This is a genomic window from Amycolatopsis magusensis, assembly GCF_017875555.1.
GTDB classification, from domain to species: Bacteria; Actinomycetota; Actinomycetes; order Mycobacteriales; family Pseudonocardiaceae; genus Amycolatopsis; species Amycolatopsis magusensis.
Genome location: NZ_JAGGMS010000001.1, coordinates 4,224,790 through 4,248,963 on the forward strand (window position 1 = coordinate 4,224,790; position 24,174 = coordinate 4,248,963).

General features: G+C 71.2%; 19 protein-coding genes. 8 read left to right on the forward strand and 11 right to left on the reverse strand.

All coding sequences use genetic code 11. The features are described 5' to 3' along the window. Positions 1-18 precede the first annotated feature (18 nt). The 5 genes from JOM49_RS18960 to JOM49_RS18980 form a co-directional block, all read right to left on the reverse strand. Positions 19-1,533, reverse strand: a complete 1,515-nt coding sequence (locus tag JOM49_RS18960; RefSeq protein ID WP_308158788.1) for a glycosyltransferase family 39 protein — start codon at positions 1,531-1,533, stop codon at positions 19-21. 2 nt (positions 1,534-1,535) lie between these two features. Then, complete coding sequence (locus JOM49_RS18965; RefSeq protein WP_209665621.1) at positions 1,536-2,285, reverse strand: ABC transporter permease; 750 nt, start codon at positions 2,283-2,285, stop codon at positions 1,536-1,538. After that, positions 2,282-3,196 carry an ABC transporter ATP-binding protein gene (locus JOM49_RS18970; protein ID WP_209665622.1) on the reverse strand — a complete coding sequence of 305 codons (915 nt, stop codon included), beginning with the start codon at positions 3,194-3,196 and terminating at the stop codon, positions 2,282-2,284. Before JOM49_RS18970 ends, JOM49_RS18965 begins: the two co-directional genes overlap by 4 nt. A gap of 127 nt (positions 3,197-3,323) precedes the next feature. Continuing rightward, the gene (locus JOM49_RS18975) at positions 3,324-3,959 is read right to left on the reverse strand and encodes an endonuclease V (RefSeq protein ID WP_308158789.1); all 636 of its coding nucleotides are present in this window, start codon (positions 3,957-3,959) and stop codon (positions 3,324-3,326) included. Continuing rightward, positions 3,956-4,471: a ribonuclease FAU-1 family protein gene (locus JOM49_RS18980; protein WP_209665623.1), complete on the reverse strand. Its 516-nt coding sequence runs from the start codon at positions 4,469-4,471 to the stop codon at positions 3,956-3,958. The genes JOM49_RS18975 and JOM49_RS18980 overlap by 4 nt, the downstream gene beginning before the upstream one ends. A gap of 97 nt (positions 4,472-4,568) precedes the next feature. Between JOM49_RS18980 and JOM49_RS18985 the strand changes: the two genes are divergently transcribed. Next, a complete protein-coding gene (locus tag JOM49_RS18985) occupies positions 4,569-5,795 on the forward strand; it encodes a DUF5685 family protein (RefSeq protein WP_209671331.1) in 1,227 nt (408 codons plus the stop codon). Between the two features lie 38 nt (positions 5,796-5,833). Continuing rightward, positions 5,834-7,990, forward strand: a complete 2,157-nt coding sequence (gene uvrB / locus JOM49_RS18990) for an excinuclease ABC subunit UvrB (RefSeq protein ID WP_282769250.1) — start codon at positions 5,834-5,836, stop codon at positions 7,988-7,990. 386 nt (positions 7,991-8,376) lie between these two features. Here the strand turns inward: uvrB and JOM49_RS18995 are convergent, their stop codons facing one another. The 3 genes from JOM49_RS18995 to JOM49_RS19005 form a co-directional block, all read right to left on the reverse strand. Beyond that, the gene (locus JOM49_RS18995; protein ID WP_209665624.1) at positions 8,377-9,750 is read right to left on the reverse strand and encodes a S28 family serine protease; all 1,374 of its coding nucleotides are present in this window, start codon (positions 9,748-9,750) and stop codon (positions 8,377-8,379) included. A 115-nt stretch (positions 9,751-9,865) separates the two neighbouring features. Next, positions 9,866-10,828 (reverse strand): ABC transporter permease, encoded by a 963-nt coding sequence (locus JOM49_RS19000; protein WP_209665625.1) that lies wholly within the window; start codon positions 10,826-10,828, stop codon positions 9,866-9,868. Further along, entirely contained in the window at positions 10,825-13,737 is a 2,913-nt protein-coding gene (locus JOM49_RS19005) for an alpha/beta fold hydrolase (protein WP_308158790.1), read from the reverse strand. Before JOM49_RS19005 ends, JOM49_RS19000 begins: the two co-directional genes overlap by 4 nt. A 287-nt stretch (positions 13,738-14,024) precedes the next feature. Between JOM49_RS19005 and JOM49_RS19010 the strand changes: the two genes are divergently transcribed. Genes JOM49_RS19010 through JOM49_RS19020 form a run of 3 tightly spaced genes read left to right on the forward strand, consistent with a single transcriptional unit; the run spans position 14,025 to position 17,558 of the window. Next, the gene (locus JOM49_RS19010; protein ID WP_209665626.1) at positions 14,025-15,080 is read left to right on the forward strand and encodes a TerC family protein; all 1,056 of its coding nucleotides are present in this window, start codon (positions 14,025-14,027) and stop codon (positions 15,078-15,080) included. A gap of 40 nt (positions 15,081-15,120) precedes the next feature. Next, the gene (locus JOM49_RS19015; RefSeq protein ID WP_209665627.1) at positions 15,121-17,052 is read left to right on the forward strand and encodes a S9 family peptidase; all 1,932 of its coding nucleotides are present in this window, start codon (positions 15,121-15,123) and stop codon (positions 17,050-17,052) included. After that, positions 17,049-17,558, forward strand: coding sequence for a GNAT family N-acetyltransferase (locus JOM49_RS19020; protein WP_209665628.1), 510 nt, complete (start codon positions 17,049-17,051; stop codon positions 17,556-17,558). The genes JOM49_RS19015 and JOM49_RS19020 overlap by 4 nt, the downstream gene beginning before the upstream one ends. Positions 17,559-17,837: 279 nt before the next feature. Here JOM49_RS19020 and JOM49_RS19025 read toward each other — a convergent pair whose 3' ends face one another. Both JOM49_RS19025 and JOM49_RS19030 read right to left on the reverse strand, forming a co-directional pair. Further along, positions 17,838-18,494, reverse strand: a complete 657-nt coding sequence (locus tag JOM49_RS19025) for an RES family NAD+ phosphorylase (RefSeq protein WP_209665629.1) — start codon at positions 18,492-18,494, stop codon at positions 17,838-17,840. 58 nt (positions 18,495-18,552) lie between these two features. After that, a complete protein-coding gene (locus JOM49_RS19030; protein ID WP_209665630.1) occupies positions 18,553-19,137 on the reverse strand; it encodes a MerR family transcriptional regulator in 585 nt (194 codons plus the stop codon). 365 nt (positions 19,138-19,502) lie between these two features. On the opposite strand from JOM49_RS19030, the gene JOM49_RS19035 reads away from it, so the two are divergent. The 3 genes from JOM49_RS19035 to JOM49_RS19045 are packed head-to-tail and all read left to right on the forward strand — an operon-like array spanning position 19,503 to position 23,047. Then, complete coding sequence (locus tag JOM49_RS19035) at positions 19,503-21,056, forward strand: sugar ABC transporter ATP-binding protein (RefSeq protein ID WP_209665631.1); 1,554 nt, start codon at positions 19,503-19,505, stop codon at positions 21,054-21,056. Continuing rightward, positions 21,053-22,030, forward strand: coding sequence for an ABC transporter permease (locus tag JOM49_RS19040; protein WP_209665632.1), 978 nt, complete (start codon positions 21,053-21,055; stop codon positions 22,028-22,030). Before JOM49_RS19035 ends, JOM49_RS19040 begins: the two co-directional genes overlap by 4 nt. Before the next feature lie 12 nt (positions 22,031-22,042). Beyond that, positions 22,043-23,047, forward strand: coding sequence for a substrate-binding domain-containing protein (locus JOM49_RS19045; RefSeq protein ID WP_209665633.1), 1,005 nt, complete (start codon positions 22,043-22,045; stop codon positions 23,045-23,047). Here JOM49_RS19045 and JOM49_RS19050 read toward each other — a convergent pair whose 3' ends face one another. Next, positions 23,048-24,034, reverse strand: a complete 987-nt coding sequence (locus JOM49_RS19050; protein ID WP_209665634.1) for a LacI family DNA-binding transcriptional regulator — start codon at positions 24,032-24,034, stop codon at positions 23,048-23,050. It lies immediately after the preceding gene. Positions 24,035-24,174: the final 140 nt, after the last annotated feature.

Below are 24,174 nucleotides of genomic sequence, written 5' to 3' on the forward strand. Positions count from 1 at the left end.
GCGCATTATCGGCCATGGTCAGAGCTTCAGGTCGCGGAACTCGGGCCACAGCTCCGGCAGCGGCGCGGACGGCCCGGTGGCCAGCCAGATCGGCGCGCCCTGGGTGAACATCGGCGCTGGCCGGCCCGTGTCGACCACCCCGGCCCGGCTGACCTGGGCGAAGCGCGCCCGCAGCACCGGGCTGTCCTCGCCGACGTAGAGCACGGTGTCCGTCGAAGCCGGGGGAGTGGCCAGCGTCCAGTACCCCCGGTTGCCGCTGTACGGCTCGGGCAGCCCGCGTTCCGGCCCGAAGTGGTCCAGCGCGGACGCCTGCCAGTACACCTGTGTGACGATCGCGGTCCGCTCGCGCTGCTCCGGTGGCAGCGACCGGTAGACCGCGGCCACCGAGTCGGCGAACTCCGGCCAGCCGCGTTCGGCCGAGGCCAGCAACGGCTGCGGCAGCTCGGGATTGGCGTCGAGCACCGAGGTGGGCACCGCGGGCAACGTCAGCGGGACGGCGATCAGCGCGCTGAGCGCGTACACCGGCCAGGTCGCCACCCACCGCCACCAGCGCCGCGCCTGCCCGGCCTCGAGCCGGACCGCCGCGATCGCCCAGCACAGCGGGTAGAGGCCCGCCACGTAGTAGAAGCGGCCACCGGCCACCGCGAAGAGCACGGTCAGCGCCAGCATCGTCCAGCCGAGGAAACGCAGGGACGGCGAGTGCAGCAGCTGCCACAGTCCATAGAGGACCAGCACCGTCCCGGTCACGAACCCCGCGGTGACCAGCCCGACCACCGGCATGCTCAGCGCGGCGACCAGCTTGTCCGGGTTCTCGTCGCCGATCGCCTCGCCCATCGCCAGTTGCGGCCACCCGTTCGCCGCCTGCCAGAGCAGCGTCGGCACCGCCGCCAGCACCGCGATGCCCGCGCCCAGCCAGAGTTTCGGCCGGGTGAGCAGCTCACGCGGGCCGAGCCAGGCCGCGAACAGCAGCGCGACCACCCAGAACGCCGGGATCAGGAACTTGACGTTGAGCGCCAGCCCGGTGACCACGCCAAGCCACAGCAGCAGGCCGTCCGACCTGGTGCGCAGCCAGCGGGTGAGCAGCCACAGCACCGCCGTCCACAGCACCGGGTCCAGCGTGGACGTCGCGAGGTAGTGGCCGCTGCCGAGGAACTGCATGCTCCCGCCGGTCGCGCCGGCGGCGAGCAGCTGCGCCCGCCTGCCGCCGCCGAGTTCCCTGGCGGTCGCGGCGGTGAGGACCACCGCCGCGACCACCGCCAGTACCGCGGGCAGCCGCAGCGCCCACACCGAGCCGGGGACGAGCGAATCCATCAACTGCGCGAGGAGCGGCAGCACGGGCGGCTGGTCGGCGTACCCCCAGTCGAGGTGCCGTCCGGCCGCCAGGAAGTACAGCTCGTCACCCATGTAGCCGTAGCGGCCGTTGAGCAGCAGGAGCACCGCCGCCACCGCGCCCGCCACGGCGAACACCGGCCCCTTGGCGAACGGGTGCGCCGACGGCGCCGCCGTCCGCGTCACCTCCGTGGTGGTGGTCACGCTCACTCCCACCGGAAGAACCTGGCGGCGAGCCCACCGCAGACCACCGCGACCACCACGAGCGCGCCGAGCTGCAGCAGCTCCGGGTTGCCGCCCGTCCAGGTCTCGCGCATGCCGTTCAGCGTCGAACCCATCGGCAGCACGTCCGCCACCGGCCGCAGGAAGTCCGGCAGGTCCTCCTTGCGCACCCACACCCCGCCGAGGGCCAGCATCGGGAAGAACACCGCCGCCCCGATCCCGCCGGCGGCCCGCCCGGTCGGGGCCAGCGCCGCGATCAGCAGGCCGACCGAGAACAGCGAGATCGTCCCCAGCACGGTCACCAGCAGGAAGCCGCCCAGGTTGGCGGGCAGCGCCATGTCCAGCACCGCCGAGCCGAAGCCGACGATCAGCAGCAGCACCACCAGCGCCGCGCCCAGGTTCACCACCAGTTGCGCCACGAGCAGCCGCACCGGCGGCACCGGGCTGGCCGACAGCCGCCGCAGCACGCCCTTCTCGCGGTAGGTGGCCATCACCCCGGGGAACATGGTCAGCGCCAGCATGGCCAGCAGGACCGAGATCGACAGCGGCGCGATGAAGGTGTCCAGCGGCACCTGCCCGCCGAAGTCCTCGGACGGCTCGCTCGCCCCCGGCATCAGCCCGAACACCGCCAGCAGCGCCACCGGGATCCCGAGCACCACGATCGGCGCCCCGGGGTCGCGCAGGAACAGCTTGGCCTCGACCGCGGTCAGTTTCCCCATCGCTCGCGCGTTCATCCCGCGTCCTCCAGCTTCCGTCCGGTCAGTGCCACGAAGGCGTCGTCCAGGGTGGTCTGCTCCACGCGCAGCTCACCGGCGATGATCTGCCGCCTGGCCAGCACCGAGGTGACCGCGTGCAGCACGTTGCCGGTGCCGGTGATCACCACCTGCCCGCCCTGGCGGTCCACGTGGCGCACCTCGGGCAGCACGGTGAACGCCGCGTCCTCGATCGCCCCCGACGGGCGGAACCGGATGCGCTGCTCGTCGTCCACCCCGGCGACCAGCCCGGCCGGGCTGTCGATGGCGACCACCCGGCCCGCGTCGATCACCGCGATCCGGTCGCAGAGGCGCTCCGCCTCCTCCATGAAGTGGGTGACCAGCACGATGGTCACGCCACTGGCCCGGATGGCGTCGATCAGCTCCCAGGTGTCGCGGCGGGCCTGCGGGTCGAGCCCGGTGGTCAGCTCGTCGAGCACGGCCACCTCGGGGCTGCCGATCAGCGCCAGCGCGATCGACAGCCGCTGCTTCTGGCCGCCGGAGAGCTTCTTGTAGGCGGTGTCCCGCTTGTCGGTGAGCCCGAGATCGGCCAGCAGCCGCTCGGGATCCGCCGGATTGCGGTAGAAGGAGGCGTAGAGGTCGAGCGCCTCGCGCACCTTGAGCTTCTCCGGCAGTTCGCTTTCCTGGAGCTGGACGCCGAGTCGCTGGCGCAGTTCCGCGGTGTCGCGCTGCGGGTCGAGCCCGAGCACGGAAACCGTGCCCTCGTCGGGCTTGCGCAGCCCTTCCAGGATTTCCACCGTGGTGGTCTTGCCCGCCCCGTTCGGCCCGAGTATCCCGAAGATCTCGCCGCGTTCGACGGAGAACGAAACCCCGTCGACGGCGAGCTTGTCCCCGTAGCGCTTGCGTAGCCCGGACACCTCGATGATCGGCATCTGTGGGTCCCCTTTCCCTGTGTGCCATGAGATTGGCCTGGGGAAGGGGCCCGGCGGATCGTCCCGGCGGCCAGAAGCGCGGTCCACCGGCGGGTGCCGGGCATCCACCGATCGGTGGAGCGGCGGATCAGCCCCTGGACAGCCGGTCCGCGGTGCGCGTGGTCTCGGGGAGGCGGAAGCGCGGGGTCAGGGTGAGCACGAGCTCGCAGGCGGTGTCGAGGTCCATGCGGTGGCCGATCGAGACGAACACCGGTTTGACGCCGTCCTGGGTGCGCAGCGCGCGGCCGACCACTTCGCCTTCGTCACGCAGTTCCGACCACGCGCCGCGTTCTGCCGCGGGCGGTTCGTAGGCGCCCAGCGCGTTCTTGCCGACACCGAGCGACGGCAGTCCGGTGAGGACTCCGGCGTGGCAGGCGAGTCCGAAGCGGCGCGGATGGGCCAGGCCCTGGCCGTCGCAGACGAGGACGTCCGGGGTGGTAGACAGCTTGTCCAGCGCTTCGAGCAGGGCCGGCAGCTCACGGAAGGCGAACAACCCCGGTACATAAGGGAAAGTGGCCTCGCCTTCGACCACGGCCTGGTCGACGACCGCGAGCGTGTCCAGGTCGAGCACGGTCACCGCGGCCCGCAGCCGCTGCCCGTACGCGACGTCGAGACCGGCCGCGGTCCGGGGCGCGAACCCCGGCGGCACCTCGCGGACCACCGAGGGCGCCAGGCGTGCCTGGACATCGACCGCCTCGTCCACTGTGGACGGCCAAGCGGTCACTTGCGGCGCCAGGTCGGGTGTTCGCCGGTGGTGGCGAGCCAGTCACGCAGCCGGTAACCGTGCGCGGCGAGCCCGGCGACGGTGGCGTAGGTGGTCTCCAGCGCGCGCTGGGCGGTCTTCTCGGTGATCAGCCCGGCGACCGTCGCCTCCAGCAGCTCGTCGGTGTCGATCACCTCGAGGCCCTTGCCGTCGCGCAGCACGATGTCGAGGTAGAGGTCGGTGGCGCGCCAGGTGTTCCCGTCGGTCTCCACGTCCACCACGTCGAGGTAGAAGTCCTGGTCGCGTTCGTGGCCGGGGCTGAACCAGAAGTCGGTGACCCGCAGGCCACGCGCGGGCAGCAGCCACGACTCGATGTAGTGGAACTGCGCGCGGCCGGGCGCCGGGCGCGCCATGTACAGCCCGTACGGCTCGACGCGGAACTCGTCGACCTCGCGGCTGATGCCCTTGTTGTCGATGTTCGCCGCGGTGTCCGGGTCGAAGGTCTCCACTTTGGGCGGATGCGGTGCGCTCATCCGCCCATCTTCCCGGTTCCGCCACCACGACCGCAGTTGATTCGGCAGGATCTTCCGCGTGTCCTGCGGGACGACGGAAAGCGAGGGGAAGCACCACATGTTCGGCATCATCCGGCCCTGCCGCCACCGCCTGTCACCGGACCAGCACGCGGACTGGCTGGCCCACCTCTGCGGCCTGTGCCTGGCGCTGCGCGACGAGCACGGGCAGCTCGCCAGGATGGTCACCAACTACGACGGCCTGGTGATCTCCGCGCTGGTCGAGGCGCAGGCCCCGCGGCCGGAGGGCCGTCGCGACGCCGGGCCGTGCCCGTTGCGCGCGATGCGGCCCACCTCGGTGGCGCGGGGGTCCGGGGCGCAACTGGCCGCCGCGGTCTCGCTGGTGCTCGCCTCGGCCAAGGTCAGCGACCACGTCGAGGACGGCGACGGCGCCTTCGGCCGCAAAGCCGTGGCCGGCGCCGCCCGCCGGGTGGCTTCGCGCTGGGCGGAGCAGGGCAGCCGGACGGGCGCGCGGATCGGCTTCGACACCGCCGTGCTCACCGAAGCGGTCGACCGGCAGGGCGAGGTCGAGCGCGCGGTCCGGCTCGGCGACCCGGTGCTGCTGGCCACCGAGCCCACCGAGGAAGCCACCGCCGCCGCCTTCGCGCAGACCGCGGTGCTGGCCGGGCGGCCGGGCAACGTCGCGCCGCTGACCGAGGTCGGCAGGCTCTTCGGCCGGGCCGCGCACCTGCTCGACGCGGTCGAGGACCTGGCGGAGGACACCGAGACCGGCGCGTGGAACCCGCTGCTGGCCACCGGCGCGACCGTCGCCGACGTCCGCCGCCACTGCGACGACGCCGTGCTGGGCGTCCGGCTCGCGATGAAGGAAGCCCGCTTCGAAGACGCCACGCTGGTGCACGCGCTGCTGGTGCACGAGCTGGAGCAGGCCGTCCGCCGGACCTTCGGGCACCTCGAGATCGAGGCCCACCACCCGGGCGGGCAGTCTCCCCACGGGCACCCCGGCCACTACGGACCGTACGGGCAGCAGCACCCGTCGTCGCCGCCCGCGCCGCCCGCGGCGACCGGGCCGGGCGGGAAGCCGCCCAAGAAGAAGCGGCACCCCGGCCCGCACGACGGTGACGGCGGCTGCTGCTGGGTGCCGAAGTTCCGGGTGCCCCCGCGCAAGCGCGGCGCGGTGCTGGGCTGCCTGGTCGCCTTCTACGAGTGCTGCAGCTGCCAGGTGTGCTGCCGCGACCCCTACCCCGGGCCGTGGAGCGGCAAACCCCGGGACGCCTGGTGTGACAACTGCGACTGCTGTGACTGCGACTGTTGCGACTGCAGCTGCTGAGCTGAAAACTGTCGGTGGGTGCGCCTACCCTGGATCCCGTGGCTTTCGCAACCGAACACCCCGTGCTGGCGCAGTCCGAGTTCCGCCCCGTCTCCGAGGTCCCCCGGGCCGACGGGCGGTTCAAGGTGGTCAGCGACTACGCGCCCGCCGGTGACCAGCCCGCCGCGATCGAGGAGCTGGAGCGCCGGATCACCGGCGGCGAGAAGGACGTCGTGCTGCTCGGCGCCACCGGTACCGGCAAGTCGGCGACCACCGCCTGGCTGATCGAGCGGGTGCAGCGGCCGACGCTGGTGATGGCGCCGAACAAGACGCTGGCCGCCCAGCTGGCGAACGAGCTGCGTGACTTCTTCCCGCACAACGCGGTCGAGTACTTCGTCAGCTACTACGACTACTACCAGCCCGAGGCGTACATCGCGCAGACCGACACCTACATCGAGAAGGACTCGTCGATCAACGACGACGTCGAGCGCCTGCGTCACTCGGCCACGATGAACCTGCTCTCCCGGCGCGATGTGATCGTGGTCGCCAGTGTGTCCTGCATCTACGGCCTCGGCACGCCGCAGTCCTACCTGGACCGGTCCACCCGGCTGGCCGTCGGCGCCGAGGTCGAGCGCGACACCCTGCTCCGCGCGCTGGTCGACGTGCAGTACCAGCGCAACGACATCGCCTTCGCCCGCGGCACCTTCCGGGTGCGCGGGGACACCGTGGAGATCATCCCGGCGTACGAGGAGCTGGCCATCCGGGTCGAGTTCTTCGGCGACGAGATCGACAAGCTGTACTACCTGCACCCGCTCACCGGCGAGATCGTGCAGGAGCTGGACGAGGTGCGCATCTTCCCGGCCACCCACTACGTCGCCGGGCCGGAGCGCATGGAGAAGGCGATCCGCGGCATCGAGTCCGAGCTGGAGGAGCGGCTGGCCGAGCTGGAGAAGCAGGGCAAGCTGCTGGAGGCGCAGCGGCTGCGCATGCGCACCAGCTACGACATCGAGATGATGCGCCAGGTCGGTTTCTGCTCGGGCATCGAGAACTACTCGCGGCACATCGACGGCCGCCCGGCCGGGTCCGCCCCGGCCACCCTGATCGACTACTTCCCGGAGGACTTCCTCCTGGTCATCGACGAGTCGCACGTCACGGTCCCGCAGATCGGCGGCATGTTCGAGGGCGACATGTCCCGCAAGCGGAACCTGGTCGAGTTCGGCTTCCGGCTGCCCAGCGCCACCGACAACCGGCCGCTGACCTGGGAGGAGTTCTCCGACCGGATCGGCCAGACGGTGTACCTGTCGGCGACGCCGGGGCCGTACGAGATGGGCCAGACCGGCGGCGAGTTCGTCGAGCAGGTGATCCGGCCGACCGGGCTGATCGACCCCGAGGTGGTGGTGAAGCCGACCGAGGGGCAGATCGACGACCTGGTGCACGAGATCCGCGAGCGGGCGGAGAAGGACGAGCGGGTGCTGGTCACCACGCTGACCAAGAAGATGTCCGAGGACCTCACCGACTACCTGCTCGAACTGGGCATCCGGGTGCGGTACCTGCACTCGGAGGTGGACACGCTGCGGCGGGTCGAGCTGCTGCGGCAGCTGCGCTCGGGCGACTTCGACGTGCTGGTCGGCATCAACCTGCTGCGGGAGGGGCTGGACCTGCCCGAGGTGTCGCTGGTGGCGATCCTCGACGCGGACAAGGAGGGCTTCCTGCGCAGCGGGACCTCGCTGATCCAGACCATCGGCCGGGCGGCGCGGAACGTGTCGGGCCAGGTGCACATGTACGCCGACAAGATCACCGACTCCATGCGGCACGCGATCGACGAGACCAACCGCCGCCGGGAGAAGCAGATCGCCTACAACACCGAGCGCGGGGTCGATCCGCAGCCGCTGCGGAAGAAGATCGCCGACATCCTGGACCGGGTGTACACCGAAGCCGAAGACACCGACGAGGTCGCCGTCGGAGGCTCGGGGCGCAATGCCTCGCGGGGCAAAAAGCCCGTACAGGGCGGCGGGGGCCGGAGCTCCGGCGTCCTGGTGGACAAGAATGTCGCCGGCATGCCGCGGGCGGAACTCGCGGACCTCATCCAGCAGATGACCGACCAGATGATGCAGGCCGCGCGGGACCTGCAGTTCGAACTGGCCGCCCGCCTGCGAGACGAAGTAGCCGACCTCAAGAAAGAACTACGAGGCATGGACGCCGCCGGCATCAAATAACCCCAGCCCCCCACGAACCTTAAGCCCCACCTACCCGAGTGCCGGGTTCGCCTGCCTGAGTGCGTGGTTCAGCTGCCTGAGTGTGGGACTCGGGCTCCTGAACGTGAGTTTCGCCCTCCCGAACGTGCGACTCGTCTGCCTGAATGCGTAGTTCGGCCACCCGAGCGTGAGACTCGCCCAGCCCCCGCACCGGCGAGTCCCACACTCAGGCACGTGAGTTCCACATTCAGGCACCCGAGTGTCACGTTCCCGCAGCCGAAGTGCACATTCAGGTAGGCGAGTGCCGCATTCAGGTAGGCGAGTTTCGCGTTCAGGCGCCTGAGTGCTGCGTTCGGGCAGGTGAATCTTGCGGGCGGGCGGGCGGGGGCCGGAGGCAGTGGGCGGGGTTAGAGGCGGGGGCGGGTTTCTAGGACGGGGTTCGAGTCGAGGGTGGGGAGCTGGTGCGTGGTGACCGAGTCGACGGCGGCCCAGCGTCGGATGGTGGCGGTGGCCCCGGCGGCATCCGCGGCGGGTAGCTGGCTGATCTTCGCGCCGTGGTTCCCGCCTGGGACGGTGTAGGAGTACGAGTCCCGCGTACCCCAGCCCAGCTGGAAGGGTTCAGCGCCCCAAGGATCATTCTCTCCATTCACGAACAGCAACTCCGAACCCCGCGTACGCACCCAGAAGTCCACATCCGGCATGGACACCGGGTCGAACCGCGGCAACGCCACCGAAGAGGGGACGAAGGTGGCCGGCACATTCGTACCCGGGTATCGCAGCAGGTCTCGCAGGTGCCGTTCATACGACCGCGGAGCTCCCAGCTGCACCGCAGCCTGGTAGTAGTACGGCACGTACCCCGCCAGTTCCTGGTCCGCGTAGGTGTTCAGGCTTTCCACGTCCACGTAGAACGCGAAGATCTCCGCCGTGGACGCCGACGGGCCCGGCACCGAGGCGCAGTCCGCCTGCGTTTGGTACTGCCAGAACGTGAAGTACGAGTCGACGATGGCGATCTCCATCGCCTTGTCCTGCGAGCCGACGATGTCGAAGGTGTACCCCTTCGCAGCAGCCTCCGCCGAAGCCAGCGCGCCCAGTTCGTCCCGCCGCTTCAACGACTCCCGCTGGTTGGCGCGCAAGGCTTCCCGGCACGCCGGGTCATCGCCCACAGTGGACAGGAACCGGTCGTACACGTCCAGCCCGTCGATCACGTCGTTCGGCGCGACGTAGGCGATCGTGCCGTCCACGTCGGCGGGGTAGAACCGCCGGAAGTACACCGCGGTCATGCCGCCCTTGCTGCCGCCGGTGGCGAGCCAGCGAGCCCCGTACAACCCCTTGAACGCCACCGCCACCCGGTGCTGGTCGGTCGCCGCCTGCCAGATGGTCAGCTGCCTGCTCCAGTCCGCCGGTTCCGGGCGCGACGGCGTGAAGTACCGGTACTCCATCGACAGCTGGTTCCCGTCGACCAGCTGCGTGGGCTCCGACCGGTTCGGGTTCTCCGAGACGTTGTACCCGCTGGTGTACATCACCATCGGCGCCTTCACGTCCCGGTGCAGCAGGGTGAGCCGCTGCTCGAACGAACTCGCGCCGGGACGCCGGTGGTCCGCGGGCTGGGTGAAGGTCAGCTTGAAGAACCGGAACCCGGCGGGCGCGGTCCCCTCGGACACCACGGTCAGCCCGGGCACGCGCTCCAACGCGTCCGCGATGTCCTCGGCGGCCTGTGCCGTGGGGGAAACCAGCACCACGGCCATCAGCAAGGCCGCCATCGCGGCACCGAACCTGCGCATCGCCGAATCCTCACAGAATCCGGTCGTGGTGGGCAATCGGCTATCCGGAGGTGGCGACGAAAGACGAAAAAGGCCCCGGCCGTCCAGCGGACGACCGGGGCCACGACAGCCGGACTCAGCTGGTGATGTCCTTCGTGGCGAACCGGCGGGCGGCCAGGAGGCCGAACACCGTGCCGAACAGCACCGAGGACAGCGCCCCGCTGGCCATGTTGGACCAGTCGATGTCCGTGGAGATCACGTCGATCCACGCGAACGAGTAGTGCGTCGGCAGGTAGTTCCGCAGGTCCTCGAGCGCGGTGATCTGGTCGAGGATCTGCGACACGATCGCCACCAGCACCGCGCCGCCGACCGCGCCGAGCGGCGCGTCGGTGAGCACGCTGAGCAGCAGTGCCAGCCCGGCCACCCAGGCCAGCTGGATCATGATGTAGACGATCGCCATGCCCAGCGCGAGCAGGCTGTCGGCGAAGGTCACCGCGTCCCCGGTGGGGCTGATCGCGTCCCCTGCGCCGTACCAGACCACGCCGACCAGCAACGCCACCAGCGGCAGCAGCACCAGCGCGATCGCCGAGAGCAGTGCCGAGACGATCGCCTTCTGCCGCAGCACCCGGTGCCGCGGCACCGGGATGGCGAGCAGGTACTTCAGGCTCGACCAGGACGCCTCGCTGGCGATGGTGTCGCCGAAGAACAACGCGACGATCATCGGCAGCAGGAACGTGCCCGAGACGAACAGCGCCAGCACCACGAAGTTCGGCGCGCTCGCGGTGGCCAGGTCGACGAACCCGCCCGTGCGGCGGTTCGGGTTCGACTCCCCGATCTCGAAGGCGATCACCAGGACGAACGGCAGCAGCGCGACGAGCCCGAGCACGAGCTGCGTGCGCCGCCGCTTGAGCTGGCGCCGCAGTTCGACGCCGAGCCCCAGGGTCCGCCCGGCGCGGTAGCCTGCGACGGCCCCGTCCGGGCCGAACTCGGTGGCTTCGGCGCTGGCCGCGTCGGTCAGTTCCTGCAGTGCCGCCGGATCGGTGTGCACGCCGTGGTCGACCGCCGCGTTGGCGTCGGCCAGTTTCTCCACCTTGCTCATGCGCTCGCCTCCTCTCCGACCAGTTGCAGGAACGCGTCTTCCAGCCGTCGCCGCGGCCCGGCCTGCTCGACCGCGATGCCGGCCTTGACCAGCAGGGCCACCGCGTCGGCGCGCGGTGTGCCGTCCAGGTCCGCGTGCACCAGCCTGCCTTCGATGTCCACATCGGACACCCCGGCTTCGCGCAGCGCCTCGGCGGCCGCCTCCGGGCGGTCCACCCGGAAGGTCGCCTCGCCACCCGCCGCGACGATGTCGTTGACCTCGCCCGCGGCCACCAGCCTGCCGCGGTGCATCACCACGACGTGGCTGCAGGTCTGCTCGACCTCGGCGAGCAGGTGGCTGGACACCACCACGGTGCGCCCGGTCGCGGCGTAGCGCTGCAGCACCTCGCGCATCTGGTGGATCTGTGGCGGGTCGAGCCCGTTGGTCGGCTCGTCGAGCACGAGCAGCTGCGGGAGGCCGAGCATGGCCTGCGCGATCGCGAGCCGCTGCCGCATGCCCTGGCTGTAGGTGCGGACCTTGCGGTGCACCGCGTCGCCGAGCCCGGCGATCTCGAGCGCCTCGGTGAAGTGCGCCCGGTTCGCGGGCCGCCCGGTGGCGTCCCAGTACAGCCGCAGGTTGTCGTGACCGGACAGGTGCGGCAGGAAGCCGGAACCCTCCACGAAGGACCCGATGCGCGACAGCACCGGCGCGCCGGAGGTGATCGTGTGGCCGAACACCCGGATCTTCCCCGAGGTCGGCGTGATCAGGCCCATCAGCATGCGCAGCGTGGTGGTCTTGCCCGCGCCGTTCGGCCCGAGCAGGCCGAGCACCTGGCCCGGTTCCACGCGGAAGGACAGGTCCTTCACCGCGGTGACCCCGCCCGGGTACGCCTTGGTCAGGTTCTCGATCACCAGCGGCGTCTCCGCCAGGTCCTCGTCGAGCACGTGCGCGCGCTTGCGCCGGATGCCCGCGAGCACGGCCACCAGCAGCGCCGCGAGCAGCGTGCCCGCGATCCCGAGCACCTGCCCGACCGGCCAGCCGGTGCTGACCGCGGTGCCCGGCACCACCGGCACCCCGAGGGCGCTGCCCTCGGCGAGCGAGATCCGGTAGGTGGCGGCCTGCACCGGCGTGGCGTAGGCCTGGTCGGTGGTGCTCACCACGAGCACCAGCGAATGCCCGGCCTCGACCGGCCGCACGATCGGCGGCAGGGTCACGGTGACCTCGGCGGCCGAGCCGTCGGCGGGCAGCGCCGGGATCCGGATCGGGGCGACCCCGTTGCCCGGCAGCGTGCGGGTGCCGTCCTGGCTGGCGTCGTACAGCTTCGCGAACAGCACCGCGCCGTCGGGCGAAACCGGACCGTTCGCGGCGACGCGCAGCCGGACCGTCGACGAGCCGGTGACCAGCACCTGCGAGTCGACCGGTGCGGAGGTGAACCGCGCGGACTGGCCCGGCGGCTCGACCGAGAAGAGCCCGGCCAGCCGCGACGAACCCGCCGCGATCCCGTTGAGCCCGGGGATGCCGCTCACCGCCGCCGGATTGCCGCCCGGCGGGTTGACGATCGGCTGTTCCGGCCCGGTCAGCGCGATCTGCCGCCGTTCGGCCGGGGGAGCGCCGATGCCCGGGTACGCCGGGGCCTCGACCGTGCGGACCGACGGTGCGCCGTCCGTCCGCAGCGCACCCTGGACGTCGTAGGCGAAGCCGGTGCCGGGGTCGGTGCCCTCACCCTTGAGGTGGAAGGCCATCCAGTCACCGATCTGCGCGCGCAGCTTCGGGCCGGGGCGGCCGCCGTCGTGCCCGCCGGCGAACCAGATCGACTTGACCTTGCCGCCGGCCGCGGCGATCTGCCGGGCCGTGGCGTCGGACTGGTCGAGGCCGAACAGGGTGTCCCGCTCGCCCTGCACCAGCAGCGTCGGCGCGGTGATGTTCGAGGTCACCGACACCGGGGAAACGCGCCGCAGCAGTTCCAGGGTCTCCGGCCCGGCCTTGCCGGTCGCGGCGACGTCGGCGTAGGCCTTGCAGGCGGCCTCGGTGAACCGGCCGCACGGGTCGCCCGCGCCGGGCGGACCGCCCTGACCGGCCTGCCCGCCTGGCTGGCCCGCACCCGCCATCGCCCCCGCGGCGGCCGCGGTGTCCTGGCCGCCGCCCATGCCGCCACCGGACGAGTCGTCCTGCTCCTGCCCGGCTTCGGGGGCTTCGCTGCCGGGGTCACCGGAGGACGCGCCCCCGGACCCGGCGGAGAAGAAGATGCCCGCCCAGGACCGCTTGAACACCCCGTCCGGCGCGAAGGCGTTCTCCGCCGGCGTGCCCGCCGCCGCGGCCGCCGGGGTCGCCGAGTTGGGGATCAGGCCCTGGCTCAGGTCGTTGTAGGTGATCACCGGCGCGATGCTGTCCACGCGCTTGTCGATCCCGGCCAGCAGCAGCGAGAGCGCGCCGCCGTAGGAACCGCCGGTGACGCCGACCCGCGGGTCGCCGGGGCCGTCGGTCCGGACCTCCGGCCGCTGGGCCAGGTTGTCGAGCAGGCGCTGCGCGTCGGCGACCTCGTAGTCGGGGTCGTTCAGCGCGATCTGCCCGGTGCTGCGGCCGAAGCCGCGCGCGGACCAGGCCAGCACGACGAACCCGCGTTCGGCCAGCTCCCGCGCGTCGGCGGCGACGCTGTTCTTGCTGCCGCCGAAACCGTGGGGCATCAGCACAGCGGGCGCGGGGGTCACCTCGGGGAGGTAGAGGGTGGTGTCCAGGCGGACACGATCGGGCGAACCGGGCGCCGCGGCGACTTCGACGGTGGCGTCCTCGGTGCGGATCGGCGAGGTTTCCTCGCCGCTCTGCGACCAGACGAGCACACCGGCCGCGGCGACCGCGACGACCAGCGCCAGCGCGGTCAACCGGCGCCGGGGCGTGGTCAGCCCGGCTCTGGATAGTGGATTCGGGGGCACGCCACAGACCGTATGGGACGTTTGCTGAGAGTGTCCTGTGGGTATCTGGTTGCTCGGACGTGACGCAGGTTACGCCGGGCAATTCGGTGACACCGGTGACCCCGGCTGGCATTCGGCCCGCTCAACGGTGAAGATGGTCAAGCACGTGGAGGGGAGTATTCCTTCGCGGTGGCGTCGTCAGCACGGCCGTCCTCAGTGGCGCCCGGCGCCATCGACCGGTCCCAGGGCCGGTGGAAGAGACCTCCGGGTAGTGGTTGGTCGTCCCCGCTATACCGGAGGGTAGTTTCATGACGGTTCCTTTGTGGCTATGGATCGCTACGATCGGCGGCCTGCTGGTCCTGATCGCCATCGACCTGGTCGTGGTCGATCGCAAGCCGCACCAGGTGACCACCGGTGAAGCCGCCCGGTGGGTCACCTTCTACGTCGCCTGCGCCGTCCTGTTCGGGATCGGCATCTGGGTTTTCGGCGGCCACGACTCCGGCGTCGAGTTCTTCACCGGCTACATCACCGAGTACTCGCTCAGCGTGGACAACCTGTTCATCTTCATGGTGATCATGTCCTCGTTCAAGGTGCCCGCGATCCACCAGCACCGCGTGCTGCTGATCGGCATCCTGCTCGCGCTGGTCATGCGCGGGGCGTTCATCGCCGTCGGCGCCGCCCTGATCGCCCAGTTCGTCTGGGTGTTCTTCGTCTTCGGCGCGATCCTGATCTGGACCGCGGTCAGCATGGTGCGCGGCAACGACGACCACGAGGAATACCACGAGAACGCGGTCACCAAGTTCGTCCGCCGGATCTTCCCGGTGACCGAGGACTACGTCGGCCACAAGTCGTTCGTCAAGCGCGACGGCAAGCGCTGGATCACCCCGATGTTCGTGGTCATCGTCGCCATCGGCAGCGCGGACCTGCTCTTCGCCGTCGACTCCATCCCCGCCATCTTCGGCATCACCCAGGACGCCTACCTGGTCTTCGCCGCCAACGCCTTCGCGTTGATGGGCCTGCGGCAGCTGTACTTCCTGCTCGGCGGCCTGGTCACCAAGCTGGTCTACCTGTCCTACGGGCTGGCGATCATCCTCGGCTTCATCGGCGCCAAGCTGTTCCTGCACGCGCTGCACGAGTACCACCTGGTGCCGGACTGGCTCGACATCAACAACTGGGTCTCGCTCGGCGTGATCGTCACCGTGCTGACCCTGACCACGGTGCTCAGCCTGCGCAAGGCCCGCAAGGACCCGGAGTCGGTGCAGGGGCCGAACCTCGAGCTGAACGCCAAGTCGCCGGAGGAGCGCGTGGCCGAGGCCGAGGCCCAGGCCGCCGACGGCCGTGAGGCCGCCCAGCCCGAGCGCTGATTCCGCCGCGGGAGCGGCCGGAAGTTGTACGGTCGGGATCGTGCTTCCGACTGACATCGAACTGCTGACCGCTCCCCGCTCGCCCGCCCTGCACGGCGACCTGCTGCTGACCGGGCTGTCCCGGCCCGACCTCGAGGCGAACCGCGCCCACGGCGTGGTTCGCCGGGTCGGCCTGGCCGGCGGCGACCGGCCGTGGACCTACGGCCCGCGAGACAGCGCCCCGGCCATCTCGCCGGACGGATCGCGGGTCGCCTTCCTGCGGGTGACGGGCGAGCGGGGCGCGCAGTTGCACGTGATGCCCGCCGACGGCGGCGAAGCCAAGCGGATCACCGATGTGCCGCTGGGCGTCGAGGGGTACCGCTGGGGCCCGGATTCCCGGCGGATCGCGTTCACCGCCCGGGTGCCCGAGCCAGGGCGGTACGGCACGCCCGACGCCGACGGCCGGACCCCCGACGCCGGTGCCGAGGCGCCGCGCCGGATCACCCGGTTCGACTACCGGATCGACCACGTCGGCTTCCTGCTCGACCGTCCACAACGACTGTTCGTCGTGGACAGCGACATCGAGGAACCGGCCGAGCCTGCCCCGCTCACCGACGACCGGGTGGACGTCCACGATCCCGAATGGACACCCGACGGCGAGTTCGTGCTGGTCGTGGCGCCGCGCGACTGGGGCCGGGTGGAGACGCTGAACTCCGACCTCTACGCCGTGCCCGCCGCCGGTGGTGAGCCGGTGCTCGCCGTCCGCACCGAAGGCGACGCGGCGGCACCGCTGGTCACCGCGGACGGCACCGTCTACTTCCACGGTGTCGCGTTCACCGGGGTCGACATGGTGCGCAACCGCGGGCTGTGGACCGCGCCGCTGCGCACGGACGGCGAGCCCGCCACCGCCCGGCGGCTGACCGACGCCGAGACCGTCGACACCGACAGCGGGGCGGGCAGGCCCGCCGTGCTCGGGGACGAGGTCCTGGTGGTCGTGCGCACGCACGGCGCGGCCGAACTGCGGGCCGTGCCCTCGGACGCGCACCTGGCGAAGCTCGCCGATCTGCGGTGCCTGCTCGGCGAGAAGGCAGCGGTCCAGGCGTTCACCTCGGATGGTGAGCGCATCGCCGCGGTGGTGGCTTCGCCGTCGGACGCCGGGGAAGTGGTCCTGCTGGAGAACGGCGAGTCGCGCACGCTGACCGAGTTCTCCGCGCCGCTGCGGGGGAAGGTGCGTACCGCGGTGGAGTTGACGGCCACCGCATCGGATGGGCACGAAGTACACGGCTGGGTGGTGTTGCCGGAGGGCGACGGGCCGCACCCGGTCCTGCTGGTGATCCACGGCGGGCCGTTTTCGCCGTACGAGTGGTCGCTGTTCGACGAGGCGCAGGTGTACGCGTCCGCGGGCTACGCGGTGGTGATGGCGAACCCGCGCGGCTCGGCCGGGTACGGCGAGGCACACGGACGGGCGATCGTCGGCGCTCTGTGCACAGTGGACGTCACGGACCTGCTCAGCTTCCTGGACGCCGCGCTGGAGCGGCCCGACCTGGACGCGTCGCGCGTGGGCGTGATGGGCGGGTCGTACGGCGGGCTGATGACCACGTGGCTCTCGGCGCACCACGGCGAGCGGTTCCGGGCGGCGTGGAGCGAGCGGGCGGTCAACGCCTGGGACTCGTTCGCCGGCAGTTCCGACATCGGCTGGGAGTTCGCCGAGTGCTACGTCGGCACCGATCCGGAGGTGCAGCGCGAACGCAGCCCGCTGACCTACGCGGCGAAGATCGGCATCCCGTTCGCCGTGGTGCACTCCGAGGAGGACTGGCGGTGCCCGATCGAGCAGGCGCAGCGGCTGTTCGTGGCGCTGCGGGGCAACGGGGTGGAGACGGAGTTCCTGCTGTTCCCCGGTGAGGGGCACGAGCTGAGCCGGTCCGGGCGGCCGCGGCACCGGGTGCAGCGGTTCGACGCGGTGCTCGAGTGGTGGGGGCGGCACCTGGCATGAGCGTGCGATGGGCCGTCCGCCGAGCCGAAGCCGCCGACGCCCCTCGGCTGGCCGAAATCAACCTGACCGGCTGGCGGACGGCCTACCGCGGCATCCTGCCCGACGCCTACCTGGATTCGCTGCGCCAGGAGGACCGGGAAGACAAGTTCGCCGCCCGCCTGGCGGCGATGACCGAGCGGACGGTCACCTACGTCGCGGCGAACCCGGCGGGCGAGATCGGTGCTTACGCCACCGCCGTCGGCGACAGCAGGCCCGGCATGCTCGGGGCCCTCTACGCCGCCCTCGAATGGCGCGGCACCGGCGCGGGCCACACCGTGCACGAAGCCGCCCTGGCCCACCTGACCACCTGCGGCTTCTCGCACGCCGTGGTCTGGGTCTTCGAGGAGAACTTCCTCTCGCGCCGCTTCTACGAGAACCACGGATGGCTGTGTGACCAGGTCACCCAGACCTCGCAGATCGCGGACCGCTCCGCCGTGGAAATCCGCTACTCACGCCTGCTTCCCTGAGAGCATGGGCGCACTGTGGAGAGGCGGGCCGTGAACCGAAATTGGCGGGAAGTCAAAGCCGAGAAGGCCACGCGTGACCGCGCCGCCGGTCGTGATGTGGAAGCAGCGCGTGCCCAGGCACGCGAAACCACCGAGGCCTACCTGGCCGAACCGCCCCGGCGCCCGAATGTGCCGTGAAAGCCACTTTCACGGCCGATTCCGCCGTGAAAGCCACATTCACGGCACCGCGGCGGCTCCCCGCGAAGCTCGGCGGCCCTCCTCCGAAGGGAAGCGGGCCGCTCAGTTGACCATGTCGTAGTTGAGTTCGTGGCACACGCGGCCCAGCGGCACGTCCAGCCCCGGGTGGTCCAGCGGTAGCAGGACCTCCGGCTTCAGCGGGAGCGCCCCGCCCGCTGGGGGGTCCCACAGGCACAGGGCCGGGTCACCGGAGTCCATCGACGAGCGGTACCACAGCCCGTCCAGGTCGCCGAAGGCCGAGCGGATGGCTCGCGCCCACGCCTGGGTGATCTTCTTCGGCCCGCTGGAGATCTCCTGCGAGGCCCCGACCCTCGTCGGCCACAGGCCGCCGAGGTCGAGCAGGCGCAGGGTGCGCGTCGGCCGGACCACGACCAGGCGCGGGCCGCGCGTCTTGCGGTCCACGGTCGACGTGGTCTGGTACACCTCCGCGACGCTGGTGCGCACGGTGAGCCCGAAGTACAGGACCCCGTTCTTCGGGTCGGTCACCGGCACGCCGCCGCGGCCCGGCCGCTGCGGGTCGAAGCGGCCGTGCGGCAGGGGTCCGGTGTAGCGGAACGTGTTCCACTGCTGGGGGTGGTTGCCGTGCGCGGTGAAGATGCGCACCAGCCTGGTCGCCGGGTGCACCGCGACGACGTCCTCGGTGCGCCGCAGTTCCCTGACCAGGACGGCACGCGCGGGTGGCAGGGGGAGCCTGGCCATGCGTGGGGTTCAACACTTTCTCGTGCGGACAGGTGATCTCGGGGGAGAGCCGGAGCGCTCAGGCGGGGGTGCCCAGCGTCTCGGTCAGCCGGGCGACGGGCTCGGGATCACCGCCCGCCAGCAACCACTGCCGGGGAGTCGCCGGCCGGTCGTTGATCACCAGGTCCGGTTGCGGGGTGCTGATGAACGCGGCCACCACGAGCGGTGGCTGGTCCTCCGGCACCGCGCGCAGCACCACGTCCAGCCCGGGCAGCAACCCGGAGGCGGTGAACTGCCACGACGGCAGCCGCCAGCCGCCCTGCGCCTTCCACGCGGCCAGCCTGCGGTCCTTGATCTTGTGCCGGATGCGGCTGTCGTCCACGCCCAGCCGTTCGGCCGCGGCCAGCACGGTCAGCGACGAGTCGGCCAGCACCGCGTGCGCGGCCACCGTCCTGGCGCGCATGTCCGGTTCGCTGTTCGCCTGCGGGGACAGGTCCAGTCCGACGTCGATGAGCGCGTCCTGCTGGTCGGCGGAGAAATAATCCGCCGGGTCCGGATTCGGCGGGGACAGTTTGCGGGCCGCGTCCTCCACGTGCGTGAGGAATTCGGTCGCGTCCACCTTGAGCCCGGCTTTCGCCAGTACGGTCTCCAGCGCCATAGACATGCACCCAGACTATCCTGTGTGTGCGGGTTCGTGCGGTCTCGTGCCGCTATTGTGTGGCAAGTCACCAAAGATCGACACAGAACGCACATAACTCAACACGTACGGTAGACGAACGCTGGTCAGTGTGACCGTCCCGGGTGCTGTTGTCCAGAGTCCTTCGGTGGTTCGTGACAGAGACGACCCGTGCTTATTCCACGAGTGACCGCCACCGTCCCGGCCGGCTTCGACGAGGGTGCCCGGTGGGCAGGCACCGAAACCGGTGTGGTGCACCTTTCGATCGGTGGAAGGGCGGTGCTTGACACCCGCGCCGGGCCACCCTAGCTTGGGCAATCGTTTTCTCAGGCCACCGCCGGCAGGGGGCGGGCATGACCGATCGGGCACCGCTGGTCGCCATGACGGGCATCAGCAAGTCCTACGGCGGGGTGCGCGCCATCCGGGACGCCGAGTTCACCGTGCGCGCCGGTGAGGTGCACGCGCTGCTCGGCGAGAACGGCGCCGGCAAGTCCACGCTGATGAAGGTGCTCGCCGGCGAGGTGGGCGGGTACCGGGGCGAGATCCGGATCGACGGGGAGCCGGTGCGCTTCGGCGGCCCGGCCGATGCCCAGCGCGCGGGCATCTCGATGATCTCGCAGGAACTGGACCTGGTTCCGGCGCTCTCGGTGGCGGAGAACATCTTCCTCGGCCGGGAACCACGCACCCGCCTCGGCACGCTCGACCGGCGGCGCATGCTCACGGCCGCGCGCGAGCTGCTCGCCCGCACCGGCGTCGACCTCGAGCCGAAACGGCCGGTGGAGCACCTGCGCACCGGGGAACAGCAACTGGTCACCATCGCCAAGGCGCTCTCGCTGGACGCCCGCGTGCTGATCATGGACGAGCCGACCTCCGCGCTCCCGCCCGCCGAAGCCGAGCAGTTGTTCCGGGTGATCGCCGAGCTGCGGGCGAGTGGTGCGGGCATCGTCTACATCTCGCACCGGATGGCGGAGATCGGCCGGCTTGCCGATCGCGCCACGGTGTTGCGCAACGGCCGGGTGGTCGCCGAGTTCGACGCCCGTGAAATGACCGCCGAGCAGGCGTCCGAAGCGATGGTGGGCCGCCGGGTGGACCAGCTCTACGGCACTGGACACGGCAGAGCGGACGGCCTCGCGTTGCTGGAGGTGGAGCACCTCGCGGTGCGTCCCCGGCGGCCGGTGCCCGGCAGGCGTGAACCCGCCGGGATCTCGCTGCGGGTGGCCGAAGGCGAGATCGTCGGCTTGGCCGGGCTCCTCGGTTCCGGGCGCACCGAGCTGCTGGAGACGTTGTACGGCGTGGGCACACCCGGCCGGTGGACGGGCCGTGTCCGTCTGCACGGCAAGGAGATCCATCCGAAGGGTCCGCGCGAAGCACTCCGGCACGGGATCGCGTTCGTGCCGGAGGACCGCCGCACGTCCGGGCTGGCGCTGGAGCATTCGGTGCTGGCGAACACGGTGCTGTCCGTGGTCGGCCGGATCGCGCGGTTCGGCGTGGTCCCCGCCGCACGGGAACGGCGGGCCGCGATGAGCACGGCCGAACGGCTCGGCATCACCCTGTCCGGCCTCGCCGCGCCTGCGGGCTCGCTGTCCGGCGGCAACCAGCAGAAGGTGGTGCTCGGCCGCAACCTGCTGACCGAACCGGCGTTGCTCCTGCTGGACGATCCGACCCGGGGGGTGGACGTTGGCGCGAAAGCGGAGATCTACCGGCTGCTGGCCGAAATCGCCGCGCAGGGCGTCGGCGTGCTGCTGGCATCGTCGGAACTCGCGGAACTGACGGGGGTGTGCGACCGGGTGGTGGTGCTGCGCGAGGGGCGGAGCGTGCGTGAACTGCACACCGCCGAAGCGGGCGAGGCCGAGCTGCTGGCCGCGTCGATGGGCGAGGCGGCCACACTTTCGGGGGAGACCGGATGACCGCCTGGCTGTTCCGCTTCCAGAGCCTGTTCGGGCTGGTGCTGGTGTTCCTCGCGGCCGTGGTCTTCTCGCCGGTGCGCAACGGGGAACTGCTCTTCCTGGACAGCGGCAACCTGTTCAACGTGGTGCGCGCGATGTCGGAGATCGGCATCCTCGCCGTCGGCATGACGTTCGTGATCCTCATCGGCGGCATCGACCTCTCGGTCGGCTCGGTGCTCGGCCTGGCCAGCGTCGGCGCGGCGGTGCTCCTGGTGCGCCAGGACTTCGGCGTGCTGCCCGCGGTGCTGGCCGTGCTCGCCGCCGGGCTGGTCTTCGGGCTGCTGCAAGGCGTGGTCACCGCCAAACTGGGTATCCAGGCGTTCATCGTGACGCTGGCGGGGATGCAGATCGCGCGGGCGCTCGCCCGGATCTTCTCGGGTGGGCAGGGGGTGGAGATCGCGTACGGGGACGCACCCGGCCGCGCGCCGACGGCCTTCTCCCTGCTCGGCGAGCGCACGTTCGGCGGGCTGGTGCCCGTTCCGGCGCTGATCTTCGCCGTGGTCGCCGGGCTGGCCGCGGTCCTGCTGCGGGTCACCGCCTTCTCCCGCCACGTCTACGCCATCGGCGGCAACGAGAAGGCCGCACGGCTGTCGGGCGTGCCGGTGGACCGGGTGAAGATCCTGGTCTTCGGCCTGTGCGGGCTGCTCGCCGGGCTGGCCGGGATCGTGCACGCCGGCCAGCTGAACTACGGCGGTCCCAACGACGGGTCGATGGCGGAGCTGGACGCCATCGCGGCGGTGGTGATCGGCGGGGCGAGCCTGTCCGGCGGGCGGGGCACGGTGGTCGGTACGGTCGCCGGGGCGCTGCTGGTCGGGGTGCTGCGCAACATCCTGACGCTGAACAACGTCGACTCGAACGTCCAGCTGCTGATCATCGGACTGGTGATCGTGGCGGCCGCGGGCCTGCAGCGCCTGCGACCGGCCGCGGTGGGGTAAAGGGAGGAACTCATGCCAATTCGCAAGCGTGGCGCGCTGGCGTTGCTGCTCGGCACGGCACTGGTGGCGACCGTGACGACGGGCTGCGGCACCACCAGCGAGAACGCGGACGGCAAGGCCGAGCCGAAACCGTGCGGCGGCGCGGGCGGCAAGTACACGATCGGGGTGAGCCAGGCCAACGTGGCCGAGCCGTACCGCGAGCGGATGGACGCCGACATCCGGCAGGCCGCCACCGCGGTGCCCCAGTTCACCGTCCACTTCGCCGACGCGCAGCAGGACAACTCCAAGCAGGTCGAGCAGGTGGAGAACTTCATCACCCAGCAGGTCGACCTGCTCATCATCAGCCCGAACGAGGCGAGCCCGCTGACCTCGGTGGTGAAGAAGGCCTACGAGCGCGGCATCCCGGTGCTGGTGCTGGACCGCAAGGTCAACGGTGACGCCTACACCTCGTTCATCGGCGCCGACAACTTCGACATCGGCCGCCGGGCGGGCGAGTTCGTCGCCCAGACGCTGCTGCCCGGCGGCGGCCGGGTGGCCGAGCTCAAGGGCCTGGCGGGCTCCAGCCCGGCCAAGGAACGCAGCGACGGGTTCAGGCTCGGCATCGGCGGCAAGGCCATCGAGGTCGTGGCCAGCGCCGACGGCGACTGGCTGCGCGACCGGGGCCGCCAGCAGGCCGACGCGCTGCTCAAGGGCACGCCCGGCGTCCAGGTGGTCTACGCGCACAACGACCCGATGGGCGAGGGCGCCTACCTCGCGGCGCAGGACGCCGGGCTGAGCGGGATCCAGATCGTCGGCATCGACGGGCTGCCGATCGAGGCCGGCGGCATCAAGGCGGTGGAGGCGGGCAGGCTGGCCGCCACCTTCGTCTACCCGACCGGGGGCAAGGAGGCGGTCGACTCGGCGCGCAAGATCCTGGTCGACTGCCAGCAGGTGCCGAAGGTGCAGGGCCTGGCGATCGAGCGGGTGACCAAGGACAACGCGGCCGAGGTCTACGCCCGCCTCAACGCCGGCGGCTGATCACCGGTGGCTGCTGCCGCGTTCGATCAGTTCGGCGGCCAGCACCCTGGCCTCGGGCGGCCGGGAGCTGTCGGCGATGCGGTCGAGCAGCAGCCGCGCGGCGATGCTGCCGATCTCGTAGGCGGGCTGGGCCACCACGGTCAGCGGCGGGTCCACCAGCGCGGCCCACGGCGCGTCGTCGAAGCTGACCAGCCCGACGTCGCGCCCCGGCCGCAACCCGCGCTCCCGCAACGCTTCCAGCACGCCGATGGCCATGGTGCTGTTGACCACGAGCAGCGCGTCCGGCGCGTCGGCGTCGAGCAGGTCCAGCGTCGCCGCCTTCGCGTGCGCGGTACGCAGTTCGCACCGGCGGAAGTAGGTCTCCTGCTGGGTGTCGGAGTCGGCGATCGCGCTCCGGTAGCCGGCCAGGCGGTCGTCCGCGGTGCGTACGCCCTCCGGCCCGGTGAGGCAGCCGATCCGCCGGTAGCCGCCCTCGATGAGGTGCCGGGTCGCTTCGTCGGCCGCGCACTTCGTGTTGACCAGCACCTGGTCGCCGTCGACCGCGTCCAGCGGGCGGTCCACCGCGACCACCGGGGTGCCGCGGCCGAGCAGCGGGCTGACGTCGGTGCCGCCGCCGGTGGGCGAGAGGACCACGCCGGCCACCCGCTCCTGCAGCGCCACGTCCAGGTAGCGGCGTTCCTTCTCGGCGTTCTCGTCGGAGTTGCACAGCACGACCGAATACCCCGAGGTCTGCGCCACGTCCTCCACGCCGCGGGCGATCGCGGTGAAGAACGGGTTCTCCACGTCGGAGATCACCAGCGCGAGCACCGCGGTTTCCTGGCGGCGCAGGTTCCTGGCCAGCCCGTTCGGCTGGTAGCCGAGGGCGGCGGCGGCCTCGCGCACCTTCTCCGCCAGCGCGGGGTCCACAGTGGACTTGCCGTTGAGCGCCCTCGACACCGTCGCGGTGGACACCCCGGCCCTGGCCGCCACGTCGCTGATGGTCGCCATGGCGGGCCCCCTTTCCCTCGTGCTCCGGCGCCTGTTGACACTACTCAACCCGCACAATAGCGTCTCGGTAAACGATTACCCAGGCGGTGCCCGGCCCAACCGCGAAACTGACCGCCGGAGTGGCCGCACGGCTGGAGGGG